This window comes from Streptomyces luteolifulvus (genome assembly GCF_008806595.1).
Lineage (GTDB): Bacteria > Actinomycetota > Actinomycetes > Streptomycetales > Streptomycetaceae > Streptomyces > Streptomyces luteolifulvus.
In genome coordinates, this window is record NZ_VZRB01000059.1 from 1 (window position 1) to 17,093 (window position 17,093).

Sequence of the window (17,093 nt, forward strand, 5' to 3'; positions counted from 1 at the left end):
GTTCCGCCGGTTACGCACCCGCTGGGAGATCCGCGACGACATCCACGAAGCCTTCCTCAGCCTGGCCTGCGCAATCATCTGCTGGCGACGACTGAAGAACCTCTCACTTTGTTAGGAGTTCTTAGCCTGTGCGGCTTCCGGTAGCCCGTGCTACGTCTTCGGCCTGGGGCCGTGGTCTGGTGCTCAGGCGCGGGCCTGGACGACGAGCGTGCCGATGTGCCCCGCCTTCGGGGCGTCCACAACTGTCGCCTCTGCCGAGGCAAAACCCGCCCGCAACAGATGCCTCTCCCACACCTCGGGCTTGTAGCTGTAGCGGTAGGTGAACATGGCCTTGCCCGTGAAGCCGCCCTTGTACATCCCTTGCGGACCGTAGGCGCCCGGGATCGCTGGTGGCTGGGAGAACACGAACGTGCCGCCCGGGGTCAGGTGCTCATGCACGAGCGGGAAGAGGCTGGATGGGTCGGTGAACCAGGCCGCGCCGAAGATGGAGTAGACCGAGTCGTACTTGCCGTCGTCGGCGGCGAGCCATCTGAGGACTTCGCCCTGCTCGATCCGCACACCCAGCGGAGCCCATTTCTCGCCCGCCCTCTGCACCATGCGAGGCGAGAGATCGACGCCGGCGGCCTTGACGCCCTGCTGCGCAAGGTGGGCGAGGGCGCGGCCGGTGCCGCAGCCCACCTCCAGGACGGACTCTGGGGAGCGGAGGAGTTCCGGGCCGGGGCCGTGGCCGGTGTACTGGGTCCAGCAGAACGACGGCTCGGCGTCGTTCTTGAACGCCGACTCCGCATAGGTGTCCCACAGTTCGGTCTCGGCGGCGATGTCGTGCGGTACGGGCACAGCGGTTCCTCTGATCGTCGGGATGCGGGAGCCCCCGGCCCTCGGGAAGTCGTGAGGGGACGACTGTAGCCGGGGTCAGTGGCTGTCGGGGACCTTGTTGTCGCACGGCGAGCAGTCAGCGCCGTCGATCGCCCACAGCTCCTCGTCGATCTCCCAGCCCTGGCTCTTCAGGAAGTCGCTGGTGCGCAGGCACAGGCCGTCGCGACGGCGTTCGGTGAACGGGGCGTGGTGCTTGAACCGGCCGCCGTTGTACAGGCGGCAGATGCCCCACCAGACGGGTGTGTCGAGGATGAGCTGGTGGACGCCGATGTCGACTAGCTTGCCGACGCCGAGGTGGACGTCTGGGTTCTCGATGGAGCCCATGACGTACATGACGGCGTTGCCGAGGATCCGTTCGGCCATGTCGCTGACCATGGTGTGGTCGCGCAGGAGCAGTGCGATCTCGCGGTCCCACGGGGGAGGCCCGAGTCAAAGATGTTGACGGTCAGCTCACTGATGTGCGGGGCGACCGCGTTGAGCAGCTCTTGCGGGTCGCGGGTACGGCTTGCGGTGGGGTGATCCAACGCGACGGTCACTTGGTCCTCCTGTAAGTGGATGGTCAGCCTCCGGCTTCGGATATCCGGTCTCCCCGCTCTTGAGCGGGGCAAGGCGGGTCAGGCCGACGCCCCGCCCAAGTTCTCATGGTGGTCGCACAGGGCGTTCAGTACGCGGGCCAGGCGGCGGCCATATGCCACCGCCCGGTCCACGCCAGGCTTCGGCGTGATGCTCAGCTTCCCGCGGGCCTCGCCGATGCAGGCGAGCGCGCAGTAGCGGGGGATGTCGTCCGTCGGGAGGCGTTCCGTGCACGCCTGTACCTCGGGGATGAGCAGCTCGATCTGGCCGCGCATCAGGGCGAGGAGCGTCTCCGCATCCTCGGCGGTGGGCTGCTCGGCGTTGTAGACGAGGAGTCGGTGCGCGGTCGCCCGCATCGTCGCGATGTCCACGGGCGTTCTTTCGTGCTGCTCTGCCGCTACTGCCGTGGGGGCGATACGTTGCTCCATGTCGACTCCAACCAGTCGGCCACGCCCGGGGCCGTTCACGCGGTCGCCGGGATTTCTCGTAACCAGACGCTAGGAACCCGCTCCCCACCTCGGCTACGAAGTTGCACAGAATTACACGGCAGTTGGAAATGGCTGGCCGTGGCTGGCGCACACCCTTGACCGTGTGACCCAAGGGCACGACGGTGGTGTAAATCGCTGCAACCGACTAGCGCGGGAGTCCAGCCACCATGAACATTCACTTCGTAGGGATCGACCCCGAAACAGACGAGGACGGATGCCCCACAGTCTGGGTAGACACGCACACGGAAGACCTGCTGATCCAGAGCTACCAGGCCGACGACGAGACGACCGCGACGTGCGACGAGCTGTCCCCCGCGAGGGCGCCGATCCCGCCCGGCGAGACCGTCATCAGGATCCCGAAGCGAATGATCCCGATCATCAGGAAGGCGTGCGATGAGCTCGATCCCGGAGTTCTCTGAACTCCTCGCCGACACCACCAAGTCGGCTGTCCACCTGGAGTTGCGGGACGCCTACTTCACCAACCCCCGCTTCGAGGCCTGGCAGGACGGCCAGCGCGTCGACTGGGACGACCGTGCATCGTGGTGGCGGCCCTTCCACCAGGACATCGCCGACGCCGTCGCCCGCGGTGTAACCGTGCGCCGCGCCCGGATCGTGTCCGAGCCGGTCACCGACTACATCGCCTGGGAGCACTACCAAACTCGCGCCAACGTGGAGGCTGGCGAGCAGGTGCGCTGGCTCCCTCGCCATCGCGCCTGGGACCTGCTGCTGCCAGGCACCGATCTGTGGATCTTCGACGGGCGGCTGATGCGCGTCCACCACTTCTCCGGCGACGGCGAGTGGATCAGCAAGGAACTCTGCGACGGTCCCGCCGTGGTCGACCAGCACGCGGCAGCCTTCGAGCGCGTATGGGAGCGGGCCACCCCGCACGACCGGTACGACGTCAAGTAACCGGCCATGTCCACGTTCCCCACGTCCAGCGTGCAGGAAGCGCGCGCAGCTCTCGCGGCCCGGCTGAGGGAGCTGCGCCTGGACGCGGGCATCACCAGCAAGGAACTCGCGCGCCTGTGCGGGTGGTCCGTCGCCAAGTCCTCGAGAATCGAGAACGCCGTCACAGTCCCGGCCGACTCGGACATTCGGGCCTGGTGCACGGCCTGCGGCGCCGACCGGCAGGCGGCCGATCTGATCGCGGCCAACCGGCAGGCCGACTCCATGTATCTTCACTGGAAGCGGCTCCAGCGCACGGGCATGAAGCAGCTGGCGGAGACGTCCGCCAAGCTGTACGAGCGCACTCGCCTGTTCCGCGTGTACGCCTCCCACGTCATGCCCGGCTACCTGCAGACGCCCGGCTACGCGACCGCCCTCATGGGCACGATCGCGAGCTTCCGCGGCACCCCGGACGATGTGAGCGAGGCGGTCGAGGTCCGCATGCGCCGCGCCCGGGTCATCCATGAGGGCGACCACCGCTTCGCGACGCTGATCGAGGAGAACGTCCTCAACCACCGGATCGGCGACCAGGACACGATGGCCAGCCAGCTCGGCAACCTGCTCGCCGCGATGTCCCTGCCGTCCATGTCTCTTGGCGTCATCCCGGCCTCGGCCGTCCGGGAAGAAACCATGTGGCCGCTCGAACAGTTCACCATCTTCGATGACGCGCGTATCCATGTGGAGCTGCTCGCCGCCAAAGTAACCGTCACGGCTCCCGGCGAACTCGACATCTACCTCCGGGCGTTCGCCCGGCTGACACAGCTGGCCGTGTACGGGGCCGACGCACGGGCCCTGATCGTGAAGGCCATCGAGTCTCTACGCTGACCAGCGCCGCAATGCCGGAGGTGGCTGAGAGGGAGGCCCCCCGCCGGGTCGGCCGGGTCGGCGCCGGCGACGTGAGGGCGTGGATCTCGCCGACCAGGTCGCGACCTGACCGCGCCTCGGCGGACCGGTGCGGCCCGGCGCCCGGTGTGCCGCGGGTCTGGCGCGTCGCACACCCACGGGTGTGTCATGACCCCGACATGCTGGCACCCGGCATCATCCGGACCGAAAGGAAACCTGTGCGCATGCGCCGTCTGCGCGTCCTGTGCGGGACCGCCGCCCTCGCCCTGACCCTGCCCGTACTGTCCTCGGGCCAGGCCGCCGCTGCGGTCCCCGCCTACGCGGTCTACCTGCAGAACCGCACCACCGGTCTGAACGCGGCCGACAGCGGCGGCACGGTCGCCCAGCACAACCCCAAGGGCAACGAGGACCACCAGCAATGGCTGCCCGTCGCGGTCTCCGGCGGATACCGGCTGCAGAACTCCGACGAGTCCGGGACCTGCCTCGGCCGCAGCGGCACATCGGCCGTGACCGCCGCCTGCGGCGCCGACGGCACGACATGGACGATCACCTCGGCCGGGGACGACACCTACACGGTCGGCGTTCCCGGCACCTCGCAGTACCTCACCGGAGCCGCCGACTCCACCGCCGTACAACTCGGCCCGAGCGGTGACCTGGCGCGCTGGTACCTGACACCGGTCGACTACGCCACGACCGCCATGCCGTCCGCCGACACCCGCAGACTCGACCAGGTCACGTTCCTCACGGCGCACAACGCCTTCGCCAACGGCGCCGACGGCAACTTCGCCTCCTTCCCTGTCAGTCTCTTCCCCAACCAGTCGCGCGGCATCAGCCGGCAACTGACCGACGGCGTACGCGGGTTCATGCTCGACACCTACACCGTCTCGGGCCGGGCCGTGCTCTGCCACAACAGCTGCAGCGGCGTCGGCAGCCCGGTGCCGCTCGCCACCGACCTCCAGCGCATCGTCGACTTCCTCAAGGCCAACCCGGGCCAGTTCGCCGCCGTCTTCCTGGAGGACTATGTCTCCTCCGACGTCCTCAAGTCCTCCCTGGCCTCGGTGAACGGCCTCGGCGACGTCCTTTACCGGCCCGACCAGGAAGGCGTGGCCACCAAGGGCTGGCCGGCCATGGCGGATCTGGCCGCCCGCGGCAAGCAGTTGCTCGTCTTCAGCGACCGTACCCGCACAGGCGACGCGGCGAGCGGCTGGACCGCCCGTGACACGTTCGGTGTGATGTACCAGCGGGAGTGGACGGTGGAGAACTACTGGTCGATGGGCTCGGGCATAGGTTCCTCCGACTGGTCCTGCTACAGCCGCTGGGGCACCGCACGGCCGCTGAGCACGGACTCGGCCGCCTTCCACCCGCTGTTTGTCATGAACCACTTCCGCGACGCCACGATCGGCGCGACCGTCACGGGCGACAACGGCAAACTCCCCAACCGTGCGCAGAAGTTCTGCGCCCCGGCGGCCCGCAAGAAGCCCAACTTCCTCGCCGTGGACCGCTACGACCTGGGCTCCCCGACCCCGCTCACCACGGTGAACGCCCTCAACACCTACATCCTGGCACCGGGACAGTAGACACACCGGCCGAGCGGAGCGCACCCCCCTCGGCCCGGCTCAGGCGACGACGCCGAGCGGGCCGAGGGTCCGGTACGGGCCCACGACCCGGTGCGGGCTCACCACCCTGCCGTCCGGGAGGAGTTCGCCCGTGTCGTCGAAGACGATCGTGCCGTTGCACAGCAGGCTCCAGCCCTGTTCGGGGTGGGCCGAGACGATCACGGCGGTGTGGTGGTGCGGGCTGTCGGCGGTCGGGCACGGTGGCCGGTGGCTGCACATGACGTATCTCCTCGATCCGTACGGCTCCTGCTCCTGCCTCTGGCGGTCCGCGCAGACCGCGCTGCCTCTGTGGTAGCCGAGGTTGTTTTCCGTTGGATGAGGAGACGCCCACAGGGCCGGAAACTCATCGGTGAGTTTCGGGTACGGGCAGGTCAGTAGGCTTGACGTCATGCGAGACCACGTCATCGACCGGGCCGGCCTGCGCGGCGACTGCGCGCAGTGCTTCGGGCTGTGCTGCGTCGCCCTGCCCTTTGCTGCCTCGGCCGACTTCGCGATCGGCAAGGAGGCCGGCACGCCCTGCCCGAACCTGCGGGGCGACCACCGGTGCGGCATCCACGCGAGGCTGCGGCAGGAAGGATTCACCGGCTGCACGGTCTACGACTGCTTCGGCGCCGGGCAGAAGGTCTCGCAGGTCACCTTCGGTGGACAGGACTGGCGTGGCGGCTCGCGCGAGCATGCCCGTCTGATGTTCGACGTCTTTCCGGTCGTACGGCAGTTGCACGAACTGCTCTGGTATCTGACCGAGGCGCTCACCCTGCCCGCGGCCCGGCCGGTGCACGCGGATCTGCGCCGGGCCCTCGACCGGACCGAGGGGCTCACCCGCGGGGCGCCGGAGGAACTCGCCGCCTTGGACGTGGGCGCCCACCGGCAGGAGGTGAATGTGCTGCTGCTGAGGACCAGCGAACTGGTGCGGGCGGGAGCCCGTGGACGCGGGAAGAACCGGCGGGGCGCGGATCTGATCGGGGCCCGCCTCAAGGGCGCCGACCTGCGGGGCGCCACCCTCCGCGGCGCCTGCCTCATCGCCGCCGATCTCACCGGTGCCGACCTGCGCGGCGCGGATCTGATAGGTGCCGACCTGCGGGACGCCGACCTCACGGACGCCGACCTGACCGGCGCCTTCTTCCTGACCCAGCCCCAGCTCAACGCGGCCAGGGGCAGCGCCGGCACCCGGCTCCCGGCCTCACTCACCCGCCCTGTGCACTGGACAGCGGAGCTCTGACGCAGGGTCCTCCCCGGCCGACTCGGTCGGGGTGCTCGACAGGGCCGGCGCCGGGACCCGCCTGCGCGCAAGGTGCAGCCGCAGCCCCTCCGGCATCAACGTGAGCCGCTCGGTCACGCGCAGCCGGTAGCCGGGCTCGGGGACCAACTCGTAGCGGCGCAGCAGCAGACCGAGGACCAGCGTGGCCTCGTGCAGCGCGAACTGGCGCCCGATGCACGCCCGCGCCCCGGTGCCGAACGGCTTGAAGGTGTGCGGGGGCCGGGACCGTACGGCCCTCGGTTCGAAGCGGTCCGGGTCGAACCGTTCCGCGTCGGGGCCCCAGACACCGGGATCGCGGTGCAGCATCGCCGTGAGGACCAGAGTCCAGGCACCCCGCCGCATCGGATGGTCTCCGGCCAGCATCGTGTCCTCGCGCGCCTCCCGGGCGTACGCCGGCGCGGTCGGCCACAGCCGCAGCGACTCGTCGAGGACCCGGCGCACGTACCGCAGCCTGGCGACCTGGTCGTAGCCGGGCGACGGTGTGTCGCCCCAGACGCGGTCCACCTCGGCGCGGGCGCGGGCCGCCACGTCGGGATGCCGGGAGAGGTGGTGCAGAGCGAAGGACAGCGCGCCGGAGGTGGTCTCGTGGCCCGCCACCAGGAAAGTGATGACCTGGCGGCGGACGTTCTGCGGCGACAGACGCTCCCCGGTCTCCGGGTGGGCCGTGTCCAGCATCCGGTCCAGCAGGTGCCCCCGACCGTCCCCGCTCGCCGTCCGGCGCGCCCGGATCAGCTCGTCCACCGTGCGGTTGAGGTGGGCGATGTCGGCCTCGTTGCGGCGCGCGGCCCCGCGCAGCAGCAGCGGCGAAGGCACGGTGTTCAGCCGCTGGGCATACGTCAGTGTGCCCACCATCGCCGTGACGAAGGGGTGGCGGCGGCTGCGCTCGAAGGAGCCGAAATCGTGTCCGAAACCGGTCCGCGCGATCGTCTCCAGGGTCAGCTTGGTCATGTCCCCGGGCACGTCCACCGGCCGTCCCGCCGCCGACGCCCGGTCCCAGTGGCGGGTGAGGCGCTCGGCCACGTCGAGCATCATCGGGTGGTAGGTCTCCATGGCCTCGCGGCCGAAGCCCGGCGCCAGGACGTCGTGCGCCAGCTGCCAGTTGGGTTCGTGGTTGTACGCCGTGAACAGGCCGTCCCCGGCAACGGGCCGCAGATTGGCGACCCCGAGCCCCACATGCTTGGCGAACCGTGTCTCGTCCGCCAGATCGGCCACGAGCTCTGGGCCCCACACGAACACGAACTCCCGGCCGAAGGCCCTGCGCCGGAAGATCGGGCCCAGCCGCCGGGCGAACTTGAGGGAGTCCTGCAGGGGGGTGTGCCTGCTCGCGCCGAGAACATCGCCGAGCAGGGGGAGCCGGTGCGGCGGATGCGGAATGCGGTGCAGTTCGGGCCAGCCCTGTTCGGCACCGCGGAATCCGCTCGGCAGGCCGGCCGCGGTCGTCGTCTCCGCCATGACGCGATCTCCCTTGATCCAGCGACACGTTGCGAGGCAGCGCATGTTGTACGTCGGTTCAATAGCGCGTCGTCAGTGTCGTCCGGTTGTTGAACCGGCGTCAAGTAAGGTGCGGGCATGGCCGCGAACCAGGGCGAGCGCACGCGCCGCCGGCTCAGCACGGAGGAGCGCAGGGAGCAGCTGCTGACGGTCGGGGCGCGGCTGTTCTCGGAGAGCCCGTACGACGAGGTGTGGATCGAGCAGGTCGCCGAGATCGCCGGGGTCTCGCGGGGACTGCTGTACCACTACTTCCCGACCAAACGGGACTTCTTCGCGGCGGTCGTCGAGCGGGAGAGCGAGCGGATGCTGCGCATGACCGCGGCCGTGCCCGGGGTTCCGGTGCGCGAACAGCTCACCGCCGGGCTCGACGTGTATCTGGAGTACGTCCAGGCGCATGCGCACGGCTACCGCGCCTTCCATCGCGCCGACGCGGCGGGGGACCAGGCCGTGCGCAAGGTCTATCGGCGGGCGCTGGCCGCGCAGGAGAAGCAGATCCTGGCGGCCCTCGGCGCGGACCCCGAGTTCGGCCCGGTCTTCGAGGAGCGGCCCGAAGTGCATCTGGCCGTGCGCGGCTGGCTGGCGTTCACCACCGCCGTCTGTCTGGAGTGGCTGCGGGACTCGGGGCCGACCCGGGAGCAGGTGCGCGACCTGTGCGCGCGGGCCCTGCTGGGTGTCATCGAGGGCTGAGGTCGCTGCAGGTCAGACGGTGATCACGAGTTTCCCGTGGGTCCGCCCGTCCAGCATGTGGCGGACGGCCGCGGCGACCTCGCCGAGCGGGTACGTCCGCTCGACGGCGGGCGTGACCTTGCCGGACTCGATCAGCTCGCGCAGAGCCGCCAGGTCCTCGGCGTTCTCCGACGAGACGAAGGTCCCGAGCTTCTGGGCGATGAACGGGGACAGCAGCTGGGCCCGCAGCTGACGGTCCGTGCCGCCGAGCCAGCGTCCGCCGGTCTCGCTTCCGACGATGACGAGCCGTCCCTTCGGGGTGAGGGCCCGGCGCAGATCCGACAGTCGGCGGTTGCCTCCGATGTCGAGGATGACGTCGTAGCGGTGGGCGCCGTCGGTGAAGTCTGCTCGGGTGTAGTCGATGACGTGGCCGGCACCGAGCCCGCGGACCATGTCCGTCTTCGGGGTACTGCACACGGCGGTCACGTCGGCTCCGTACACCTTCGCGATCTGCACGGCGAAGCTGCCCACGCCTCCTGACGCGCCGACGATCAGCACCTTCTCTCCGGCCCGGACCCGTCCGTGGTCGCGGACCGCCTGAAGGGCGGTGAGGCCGGAGATGGGTACGGCGGCGGCCTGGCCGAAGGTGAGGTTGGCCGGCTTGCGGGAGAGCTTGCCGGTGCGGACAGCCGCGTACTCGGCGAACGAGCCGCTGCAGATGCCGAACACCTCGTCACCGGGCTCGAAGCCGGTCACGCCGTCGCCGACGGTCTCGACCGTTCCGGCGAGGCTTCGGCCCGGGTTGGCGTACTTGGGCCGCCGGACGCCGAACCCCGCCAGCCGGACGGGATAGGGCAGTCCCGCCATCAGATGCCAGGTGCCCCGGTCCACACTGGCCGCACGCACCTTCACCAGGACCTCGTCACGCCAGATCACGGGCCGGGCGATCTCCGCGAGCCGCAGGACGTCCTCGGGTGCGGGGCCGTACCGGTCCTGCACGACCGACGTCATGGTCTGCGCCCCGGCGGCCCCGGCAGCCGGCCGTGCCGAGTTGTCGAGCTGCTTGTGCTGCATGGCGACACTCCAGGTCAACGGTGACGATCCTTACGACGTAAGGTTCACCCTTACGGAGTAAGGTTGTCAAGGCCGACGACGGGAGGACACACATATGACTCCGCGGACCGGGCGCGATCGAGCACCTCGTATCCCGCTCAGCCGCCAGAAGGTGCTGGAGGCCGCAGTCGCCGTGGCCGACGAGAGCGGGCTCGCCGCGCTGACCATGCGCAAGCTCGGCGAGGCGGTCGGGGTCGAGGCGATGTCGCTCTACACGCACGTGACCAACAAGGAAGATCTCCTCAACGGCATGATCGACGTGGTGTTCGGCGAGATCGATCTGCCGTCCGGGGAAGCCGGCTGGAAGGCGGCGATGCGGCAGCGTGCGATCTCGGTCCGCAAGGTGCTGTCCCGGCACCGCTGGGCGATCGGACTGATGGAGTCCCGGCGCTCACCCGGTCCGGCGACACTGCGGCACCACGACGCCGTCCTTGGATGCCTGCGCCGGGCCGGCTTCTCCGTTGCGCTGACCGCGCATGCGTACTCGGCCCTCGACAGCTACATCTACGGATTCGCGCTGCAGGAGAGCAGCCTGCCGTTCGACACTCCGGCCGAGACCGCGGAGCTGGCCGAGGCCATCCTCGCGCAGGCCCCGGCCGAGCAGTACCCGCACCTGGCCGAGCTCACGACCGAGCATGTGCTCCGGCCCGGCTACGACTACGGCGACGAGTTCGAGTTCGGGCTGGACCTGATCCTTGACGGACTTCAGAGGGCGGGTGGAAGCGGTGTGACGGGGAGGGCGGCGTCGTGAGGATCACCGTGCTGAGTGTGCCGGACTGCCCCAACGCCCCGGTGGTCGAGGAACGGCTCGCCCGGGCACTCGACGGCCGCGACGCGGACGTGGAACGGATCGAGGTCGGCAGTCCCGAGCAGGCCGTTCGTCTCGGGATGACCGGATCGCCCACCGTGCTGATCGACGGGGTGGACCCCTTCGCCGTGCCGGGTGTGCCCGCGTCCCTGTCCTGTCGCCTCTACCGCGGGCCGGACGGCCGCGCAGAGCGAGCGCCGAGCCTCGCCGACCTGCGGCGCGCACTGGAGGATGACGACGCGGCTTGCGGGGGCCGCGCACAGGATGCGGACCGTGGTTGGCGTACACCCCGATCTTCGATAGGTTAGGCAAGCCTAACCTTAGGAGGGTATGGGAATGGGTGACAGCCAGACCTGGACGGCCGCGCCTGCCGCGGCGGAACAGGCGCGCTCGGTGCTCGCCGCCGCGTGGTCCTGCACGGTGACGGGAGAGGGCGGCCGTGAGGAACTCGTCGGTGCGCACAGCGTGACCGACGACGGCCGTGTGCTGCTGCAGGTGCAGGAGGACAGCGCCCTGCGCGCGGCCGCCATCTGCGCACCCCGCGGCGAGCCGTCCGCCGTCCTGGAGTTCGCCGACGCCGCACCCGTCCCCGTGCGCAACCGGATCCGCGCCCGGCTCTGGCTGGCCGGCTGGTTCGCCGCCGAGGACGGCCATCTGGCGTTCCACGCGACCCGGACGGTGCTGCGCCGGCCCTCCGGCGCCGTGGGCGTCGACCCCGACGAGTTCGCCGCCGCGCGGCCCGACCCGCTGGCCCTGGCCGAGTCCGGGCTGCTGACGCACCTCGCCGACTGCCACTCCGACGCCGTCGAGCGCCTCACGCGCCTCGTCGAACCCGACAGCCTGCACGGCGCGGTGCGCGTCCAGCCGCTCGCCGTCGACCGTCACGGGCTGACGCTGAGGATCGAGCGGGCCCGGACGCACGGCGACGTACGGCTGCCGTTCCACGCGCCGGCCGACACCGTCGCTCAGCTCACGGAGCGCATGCACGCCCTGCTCAACCAGGCGAGCGGCGTCTCCTGCCCGCGTGCCCTACAGCGGCACCGCACAGACCGCGACGGGTGACGCGAACGGCTCGCCCGCGAGCCGCAGTTCACCGCTTCGCCGGTCCACATGGAACACGCTCACGGTGCCGGATCTCTGGTTCGCGGCGAACAGCAGCGCCCCGTCCGGCGAGAAGGCGATCTGCCGCGGGAAGTCACCGGCCACCGCCACCGTGTCCAGCAGCCTGAGTCTGGCGCCGTCGGCTTCCACCGCGTACCGCGTCAGGCTGTTGTCGCCCCGGTTGGCGAGGTAGGCGTAGGAACCGTCCGAGGTCACCGCGAACTGCGCCGGGTAGCTGGTGCCCGGGCCCGTGCCCGTGGGCTGCGGCGAGCCGATGCTCAGGCGGCCGGTCTTCGGGGCGTAGGCGCAGACCGCCACCGTGTTGTCGGTCTCGTTGGCCAGGTACGCGTGGCGCCCGCCGGGATGAAAGGTGAGATGACGCGGCCCCGCGCCCGGCCGGGTGTGCGCCCGGGCCACCTCGGTGAGGGTGCCCTTCCGCTCGTCGAGACGGTAGGTGTGGACGGTGTCCGTGCCGAGGTCGACGGCGAGCACATGCCCGGCGTCCGGGCTGGTGACGAACTGGTGGGCGTGCGGTCCCTGTTGGCCCGGCCCGGGCCGCGGACCGGAGTGCGTGACCAGCGCGGTGCGCTCGCCGAGTGAGCCCGAGGCGTCGATCGGGTGCACGGCCACGCTGCCGGAGCCGTAGTTCGCGCTGAGCAGCCACCGCCCGCCCGGATGCACGGACACATGGCAGGGGCCCGAGCCGCCGGTGCTCCGGTCACCGAGGACCTTGCGGTCGGACAGCCGGACGGCGGTCACGGCCCCGTCGTCGCTCTCGTTCACCGCGTACAGCGTGCGGTCGCTGGGATGCACCGCGAGATACGACGGGTTCTCGACGCCGGTGAGCGTGCCGGCTCCGGTGATGCGACCGGTTTCGGCGTCGTAGGTGGCGAGGCCGATGCCCCTGCCGCCGCTCTTGGCGGAGGTGTAGGTGCCGAGGTACAGCGGGCGGACACGGGAGGGCTCGTCGCTCGGCGAGCGCGGCGCGGTCGAGGTGCCCGCGGGCGTCCGCCGTGCCGTCGTGGTGTCCGCGGGCGTCTGCGGCGTCGGGCCGGGCGTGGACGCGGAGGGCGCACAGGCCGGCAGCGCGGCGGCCGTGCCCGCTCCCGCCAGAGCGCCGACGAAACGGCGTCTGCTCCAGCCGCCGCGCGACGCTCGTGCCCCACTGCTCATGTCCGTACCTCGGGTGATCGGCTGTCCCGCTCGTACCGGCCACCTTGGCGTGCGCCACCCGCCGCGTGCAAGAAGGGCTCTACCAGTCCCCGTCCTCGACCGGCTTGCCCGGAGCGTCCTTGAGCGGGGTCACCTGGTGCGGCGCGGGGTCCTGCCACGGTTCGTGGTCGTCACCGAGCCAGTCGCCGACCGGCCGCACCGCGCCGAGTGTGTCCGTGCGGGCGAGGTCCTGCGCGTCCTCGTCGTAGTAGTCGAACCAGGGCAGCCCCGCGCGCGTGTACGCCGCACGGTCCACCGGCGACTCGGGAGGAGCCTCGCCCGTGATCCGCCGCCACTCCGGAGGCGTCACCAGATGCACGAAGACCCGCCCGGCCGGCTCCTTCGCCCAGTGCTTCAGCGGCCGGTCGTCCTGGTAGACCTCCTGGCGCATCGAACCGCCGACGCCCAGGCCCATCGCGGCGGCGGCCCTGGCCCGGCCCGCGGGCGCTGCGGCCGGCGCCGACACCGCGCCGGGAGCCGGTACCGCGCCGGGAGCCGGCGGGGCCGCCATGGGCAGCGCGGCCCCGAAACCTCCGCCCGTCTTCACCGACGGCACGTCCCGCTCCCCCCGGAGCCGCTCCTGTTCGCGCCAGCGGGCCAGCTCGCGGTCGTCGAGCGGGAACGACTGCAGCTGTACGCCGCCCCAGACCTCCTCGCCGGTGACCTGGCCCTCCACGGTCGCGCCCATTCCCAGGGGCACCGCCACGAACTGGCGGACGGTTCCCTTGCCGGAGTTGATGCCGTCCAGCCACGGCTGGCGCGGCAGCACGACGTAGTTCTGCGGCTTGCGGGCGAGCCGGCCGCTCCACGGCCGGCCCGAGACCGCGCACACCTTGCCCACCCCGACCTGCAGTGCGGCCGGCTCCGTCGTGCCCGCGAAGCTCAGCCACATCGCCTCGCGCAGATAGACCGGCAGCATCACACCGCCGCGCGCCCGCCACGCCTCGGGCACCGTGTCCGGATAGTCCGAGACCCTGCGCACGGGGAACTCGCCCAGCCCCGGCGGCAGGGGGTGCGTACCCGTCTCGGGCAGTCGCAGCGTGCGGATGAACCGCACGGCGACACCGCCCGGCAGCCGCAGTGTGTTCCCGTCGATCCGCACGGTGGTGTCAGCCATCCGCCCGCCCCCTTCATCCGTCCCCTCGGTGACCTCGTCACCTAGAACGACGGGCGGCCGCCGCGCGGTTCCGGCGCAGCCGGTCCGGGATGCGCGCCTTCTCCCGCAGCCGGGTCAGCCGGGGCATGCGCGCGCGCTGCTCACTGCTGACCCGGTCCAGTTCCTCCAGGAGCCGGCGCGAGCGGTGCTCGGTGTCGAGTTCGTCGAGGATGCGGTTGACCTCCGTCAGCACGGCGCCGTGCAGCTGCCACTGGCTGACGTCGCGCCGCACCTCCTCCAGGAGCAGCTGGGCCAGCTTGTCGCGGGTGGTCCCGGCCTGCCGCAGCTGCGAGGCCAGCCGCTCCTCCGCCGACTCCGCGCTCAGACTGACGTGCGTGGTGACCAGCACCGCGAAGCTGACGATCGCGTCGGCGATCTCGGACAGCAGCTGCTCCACGGCGGCGCCCGTCTCCGGTGCGAACAGCGGCTCGTGGTCGCGTTCCTTCGCCAGATCGGTGAAGGTGCGCGCGAGCACGCGCAGGACGACCGTGCAGATCTCCAGCGTGTCCAGTCCGGTGCGCAGCACCACCCGGTGCAGCACCGCCTCGCGGACACGCGGATTGAGCCGGAGGCTGTCCTCCGCCTGCCGCAGGGCCGCGTCCACCTCCACGATGTCGTGGTCGAGACGGCGTGCCTCGTGCAGCCGGGCCGCCGCCCGCTCGACGGCCGTACGGCCCGCGGCCTCCTCGCCCATGCTCAGCATCAACTGCCGCACCCGGCGGGAGAGCCCCTCGATCGACTCGCCGGCCTCGTCCACCCACACCGGAGGCGCCAGCAGCAGATTGCAGCCGAGCCCGACGACCGCGCCGATCAGCGTCTCCACGACCCGCGCCCAGGCCGTGTCCCCGACGGTCGTGACCCCGAGCACCAGCATCGCGCTGATCGCCACCTCGGGCACGTACTCGTCGACCCGCACCAGGTGGCCGACGGCCAGCGACGCGACGATCAGCAGCGCCAGACTCCACCAGGTCAGCCCCACCAGCAGACTGAAGGCGATGGCGACGAGCACGCCCGCCACCACGGAGTTCACCCGGCGGATGCTGTTGGTGAGCGTGGCGTAGAGGGTGACCTGGACGACCAGCAGCGCGGTGAGCGGCGCGGTGAGCGGCGCCGCCTCGGGGCTCAGACGCAGCGCAAGCACGTACGCGAGCGTCGCCGCGACCGCCGACCGCAGCGTCTGAACGACGACGGGGTCCCGGTGCAGCCTCACGACGCGCACAGAGGACGCCGTCCACTCACGTACATCCACGTACTTCTCGCATCCTTGGGCTGACCTCTTCCACAGACGCACCGGCGGTACTCATCGAGGACCATAACTGTCCGCAAGCCCTTCTGGATCGTTCCCGTCGGCCGGAGTCGTCAGCACATGTACAGACGGACCGAGTTGCCCTCCCGGCCCGCCCTGCCGCTCGGTGACCAGGAGGTGCGGTCGGGCGCCCCCGGCCTCACCGCCCACCCGGGCGGCGGCCGCGGGCCCGGCCCGCTTTGCTCACGGTGTGAATTAAGAGGTGGCGGAAACTCGCGTCCAGTGCCGCCGCAGAGGTATCTTGCACGTCGGGCAGGGTTCGAAGGGAGCCATATGGCGGGGCGGAACGGGCGCACGGTGCGCGACCTCAGGCGGGCCAACCGCACAGTCGTACTGCAACGGCTCTACTTCGACGGACCCCTCAGCCGCTTCGAACTCGGCCCCGTGACCGGTCTCAGCTCCGGCTCCGTCAGCAACGTCGTCGCCGACCTGGTCACCGACGGTCTGATCGAGGAGGCCGGCAGCGTCGACTCCGACGGCGGCCGACCCCGCACCCTGCTGCGCGTGGCGCCCGCCAGCGGCCACATGATCGGCGTCGACGTCGGCGAAACCCGGGTCCGCGTCGAGCTGTTCGACCTCGCCCTCACCGAACTCGCCCGCACCGAAAGACCGTTGACGCCGCAGCGCTACGACGTCGAGGTCATCGCCGGGCACATCCGCGACGGCATCTCCGAGGTGCTCGCGGACGCCGGCATCGCCCCCGAGCGGCTGCTCGGCGTCGGCATCGGCGTCCCCGGCATCGTCGAGCACACCGCGGACCGCGGCGCCGTCGTGCACGGTCAGACGATCGGCTGGGAAGCGGTCCCGCTCGAAGCACTGCTCCGTGCCGGTTCCCGACTCCCCGACACTGTCCCCTACTTCATCGACAACGGCGCCAAGACCCTCGGCCAGGCCGAGATGTGGTTCGGCGGCGGCCGCGGCGCCCGCAACGCGGTCGTCGCCCTCTTCGGCTCCGGCGTCGGCGCCTGTCTGGTGACCCCCGAGGTGGAGCACGGTCGGGCCGTCGAATGGGGTCATCTGACGGTACGGGTGCGGGGCCGCCGCTGCCGCTGCGGCGCCCTCGGCTGCCTGGAGGCGTACGCGGGCGCCGGGTCGCTCATCGACCGCTGGCGCGAGGGGGGCGGACGGCCCCCCGAGGACACCGACGAGGAGACCGCGCTGACCGCGCTGCTGGCCGCCGCCCACCCCATCGAGGGCACCGCGGCCGATCCGGTGGCGCTGGCCGTCCTGGAGGAGACCGCCGAGTACCTGGGCGCCGGGCTGTCCGACCTGATCAACCTCTTCCAGCCCGAGCGCATCCTCGTCGGCGGCTGGGCAGGGCTTCAGCTCGGCGCCCGGTTCCTGCCCGCCGTACGCCGGCACGCGGCGTCGTACGCCCTGCGCCACCCGGCCGAGAAGGTGACGATCGAGATGGGCCGGCTCGGCCCCGACGCGGTCACCGTCGGCGCCGCGATCCTGCCGCTGGCCGACTTCTTCGCCCGGGGCGGCAGACGCGCCGAACCCGAGCCGGCCGGGCCGGCCCCGGCATGGCGCGCCGCCGTGCGGGGGCGGGCGCCCCGCTGAGGTCCGCCCGGTCACGGCGCCGACGTTTCGCCGGTCACCGTGGAGGTACTCGCGTGTCGCTCCGTACGAGCGAAGGGA

18 protein-coding genes and 1 pseudogene are annotated in these 17,093 nt (G+C 71.1%); 10 read left to right on the plus strand and 9 right to left on the minus strand.

From position 1 onward, the window contains the following. Positions 1-183: 183 nt before the first annotated feature. The 3 genes and pseudogenes from F7R91_RS39525 to F7R91_RS39535 form a co-directional block, all read right to left on the minus strand. Complete coding sequence (locus F7R91_RS39525; RefSeq protein WP_150958417.1) at positions 184-837, minus strand: class I SAM-dependent methyltransferase; 654 nt, start codon at positions 835-837, stop codon at positions 184-186. A gap of 75 nt (positions 838-912) precedes the next feature. Next, positions 913-1,412: pseudogene (locus F7R91_RS39530) on the minus strand (hypothetical protein). Between the two features lie 78 nt (positions 1,413-1,490). After that, the gene (locus F7R91_RS39535; RefSeq protein ID WP_225321071.1) at positions 1,491-1,877 is read right to left on the minus strand and encodes a DUF6415 family natural product biosynthesis protein; all 387 of its coding nucleotides are present in this window, start codon (positions 1,875-1,877) and stop codon (positions 1,491-1,493) included. A 227-nt stretch (positions 1,878-2,104) separates the two neighbouring features. Here F7R91_RS39535 and F7R91_RS39540 point away from each other — a divergent pair, with 227 nt between their 5' ends. From F7R91_RS39540 to F7R91_RS39555, 4 genes are all read left to right on the plus strand, one after another. Next, complete coding sequence (locus tag F7R91_RS39540) at positions 2,105-2,356, plus strand: hypothetical protein (protein WP_150958421.1); 252 nt, start codon at positions 2,105-2,107, stop codon at positions 2,354-2,356. Continuing rightward, positions 2,331-2,846: a DUF6879 family protein gene (locus F7R91_RS39545; protein ID WP_150958423.1), complete on the plus strand. Its 516-nt coding sequence runs from the start codon at positions 2,331-2,333 to the stop codon at positions 2,844-2,846. Before F7R91_RS39540 ends, F7R91_RS39545 begins: the two co-directional genes overlap by 26 nt. A gap of 6 nt (positions 2,847-2,852) precedes the next feature. Beyond that, complete coding sequence (locus F7R91_RS39550) at positions 2,853-3,707, plus strand: helix-turn-helix domain-containing protein (protein ID WP_150958425.1); 855 nt, start codon at positions 2,853-2,855, stop codon at positions 3,705-3,707. 242 nt (positions 3,708-3,949) lie between these two features. Then, positions 3,950-5,302 (plus strand): RICIN domain-containing protein, encoded by a 1,353-nt coding sequence (locus F7R91_RS39555; protein WP_150958427.1) that lies wholly within the window; start codon positions 3,950-3,952, stop codon positions 5,300-5,302. A gap of 39 nt (positions 5,303-5,341) precedes the next feature. Here F7R91_RS39555 and F7R91_RS39560 read toward each other — a convergent pair whose 3' ends face one another. Next, positions 5,342-5,560 (minus strand): DUF5999 family protein, encoded by a 219-nt coding sequence (locus F7R91_RS39560; RefSeq protein ID WP_150958428.1) that lies wholly within the window; start codon positions 5,558-5,560, stop codon positions 5,342-5,344. A gap of 169 nt (positions 5,561-5,729) precedes the next feature. On the opposite strand from F7R91_RS39560, the gene F7R91_RS39565 reads away from it, so the two are divergent. Continuing rightward, positions 5,730-6,560: a pentapeptide repeat-containing protein gene (locus F7R91_RS39565; protein WP_150958430.1), complete on the plus strand. Its 831-nt coding sequence runs from the start codon at positions 5,730-5,732 to the stop codon at positions 6,558-6,560. Here F7R91_RS39565 and F7R91_RS39570 read toward each other — a convergent pair. Then, on the minus strand, positions 6,522-8,051 hold the full coding sequence (locus F7R91_RS39570) for a cytochrome P450 (RefSeq protein WP_150958432.1): 1,530 nt from the start codon (positions 8,049-8,051) through the stop codon (positions 6,522-6,524). The genes F7R91_RS39565 and F7R91_RS39570 overlap by 39 nt on opposite strands. 117 nt (positions 8,052-8,168) lie before the next feature. Between F7R91_RS39570 and F7R91_RS39575 the strand changes: the two genes are divergently transcribed. Then, positions 8,169-8,777, plus strand: a complete 609-nt coding sequence (locus F7R91_RS39575; protein WP_150958434.1) for a TetR/AcrR family transcriptional regulator — start codon at positions 8,169-8,171, stop codon at positions 8,775-8,777. A gap of 12 nt (positions 8,778-8,789) precedes the next feature. Here the strand turns inward: F7R91_RS39575 and F7R91_RS39580 are convergent, their stop codons facing one another. Next, the gene (locus F7R91_RS39580; protein WP_331000724.1) at positions 8,790-9,830 is read right to left on the minus strand and encodes an NAD(P)-dependent alcohol dehydrogenase; all 1,041 of its coding nucleotides are present in this window, start codon (positions 9,828-9,830) and stop codon (positions 8,790-8,792) included. A 94-nt stretch (positions 9,831-9,924) separates the two neighbouring features. Between F7R91_RS39580 and F7R91_RS39585 the strand changes: the two genes are divergently transcribed. The 3 genes from F7R91_RS39585 to F7R91_RS39595 are packed head-to-tail and all read left to right on the plus strand — an operon-like array spanning position 9,925 to position 11,739. Beyond that, on the plus strand, positions 9,925-10,620 hold the full coding sequence (locus F7R91_RS39585) for a TetR/AcrR family transcriptional regulator (RefSeq protein WP_150958436.1): 696 nt from the start codon (positions 9,925-9,927) through the stop codon (positions 10,618-10,620). Next, complete coding sequence (locus F7R91_RS39590) at positions 10,617-10,985, plus strand: thioredoxin domain-containing protein (RefSeq protein WP_191971859.1); 369 nt, start codon at positions 10,617-10,619, stop codon at positions 10,983-10,985. The genes F7R91_RS39585 and F7R91_RS39590 overlap by 4 nt, the downstream gene beginning before the upstream one ends. Before the next feature lie 28 nt (positions 10,986-11,013). Continuing rightward, positions 11,014-11,739, plus strand: coding sequence for a DUF2470 domain-containing protein (locus F7R91_RS39595; protein WP_150958438.1), 726 nt, complete (start codon positions 11,014-11,016; stop codon positions 11,737-11,739). Here the strand turns inward: F7R91_RS39595 and F7R91_RS39600 are convergent. The 3 genes from F7R91_RS39600 to F7R91_RS39610 all read right to left on the minus strand — a co-directional run bounded on the left by F7R91_RS39600 (position 11,707) and on the right by F7R91_RS39610 (position 15,395). After that, on the minus strand, positions 11,707-12,951 hold the full coding sequence (locus tag F7R91_RS39600; RefSeq protein WP_150958440.1) for a lactonase family protein: 1,245 nt from the start codon (positions 12,949-12,951) through the stop codon (positions 11,707-11,709). The two genes, F7R91_RS39595 and F7R91_RS39600, sit on opposite strands and share 33 nt — an antisense overlap. A 79-nt stretch (positions 12,952-13,030) precedes the next feature. After that, positions 13,031-14,107, minus strand: a complete 1,077-nt coding sequence (locus F7R91_RS39605; RefSeq protein ID WP_150958442.1) for a hypothetical protein — start codon at positions 14,105-14,107, stop codon at positions 13,031-13,033. 37 nt (positions 14,108-14,144) lie between these two features. Beyond that, positions 14,145-15,395 carry an FUSC family protein gene (locus tag F7R91_RS39610; protein ID WP_150958444.1) on the minus strand — a complete coding sequence of 417 codons (1,251 nt, stop codon included), beginning with the start codon at positions 15,393-15,395 and terminating at the stop codon, positions 14,145-14,147. Between the two features lie 330 nt (positions 15,396-15,725). Between F7R91_RS39610 and F7R91_RS39615 the strand changes: the two genes are divergently transcribed. Continuing rightward, a complete protein-coding gene (locus F7R91_RS39615) occupies positions 15,726-17,015 on the plus strand; it encodes an ROK family transcriptional regulator (RefSeq protein ID WP_150958446.1) in 1,290 nt (429 codons plus the stop codon). Positions 17,016-17,093 lie beyond the last annotated feature (78 nt).

Coding starts and splice junctions, on each gene's coding strand:
- F7R91_RS39535 (WP_225321071.1), bottom strand. CDS start 1,877: ATGGAGCAACGTATCGCCCCCACGGCAGTAGCGGCAGAGCAGCACGAA.
- F7R91_RS39540 (WP_150958421.1), top strand. CDS start 2,105: ATGAACATTCACTTCGTAGGGATCGACCCCGAAACAGACGAGGACGGA.
- F7R91_RS39545 (WP_150958423.1), top strand. CDS start 2,331: ATGAGCTCGATCCCGGAGTTCTCTGAACTCCTCGCCGACACCACCAAG.
- F7R91_RS39550 (WP_150958425.1), top strand. CDS start 2,853: ATGTCCACGTTCCCCACGTCCAGCGTGCAGGAAGCGCGCGCAGCTCTC.
- F7R91_RS39555 (WP_150958427.1), top strand. CDS start 3,950: ATGCGCCGTCTGCGCGTCCTGTGCGGGACCGCCGCCCTCGCCCTGACC.
- F7R91_RS39560 (WP_150958428.1), bottom strand. CDS start 5,560: ATGTGCAGCCACCGGCCACCGTGCCCGACCGCCGACAGCCCGCACCAC.
- F7R91_RS39565 (WP_150958430.1), top strand. CDS start 5,730: ATGCGAGACCACGTCATCGACCGGGCCGGCCTGCGCGGCGACTGCGCG.
- F7R91_RS39570 (WP_150958432.1), bottom strand. CDS start 8,051: ATGGCGGAGACGACGACCGCGGCCGGCCTGCCGAGCGGATTCCGCGGT.
- F7R91_RS39575 (WP_150958434.1), top strand. CDS start 8,169: ATGGCCGCGAACCAGGGCGAGCGCACGCGCCGCCGGCTCAGCACGGAG.
- F7R91_RS39580 (WP_331000724.1), bottom strand. CDS start 9,830: ATGCAGCACAAGCAGCTCGACAACTCGGCACGGCCGGCTGCCGGGGCC.
- F7R91_RS39585 (WP_150958436.1), top strand. CDS start 9,925: ATGACTCCGCGGACCGGGCGCGATCGAGCACCTCGTATCCCGCTCAGC.
- F7R91_RS39595 (WP_150958438.1), top strand. CDS start 11,014: ATGGGTGACAGCCAGACCTGGACGGCCGCGCCTGCCGCGGCGGAACAG.
- F7R91_RS39600 (WP_150958440.1), bottom strand. CDS start 12,951: ATGAGCAGTGGGGCACGAGCGTCGCGCGGCGGCTGGAGCAGACGCCGT.
- F7R91_RS39605 (WP_150958442.1), bottom strand. CDS start 14,107: ATGGCTGACACCACCGTGCGGATCGACGGGAACACACTGCGGCTGCCG.
- F7R91_RS39615 (WP_150958446.1), top strand. CDS start 15,726: ATGGCGGGGCGGAACGGGCGCACGGTGCGCGACCTCAGGCGGGCCAAC.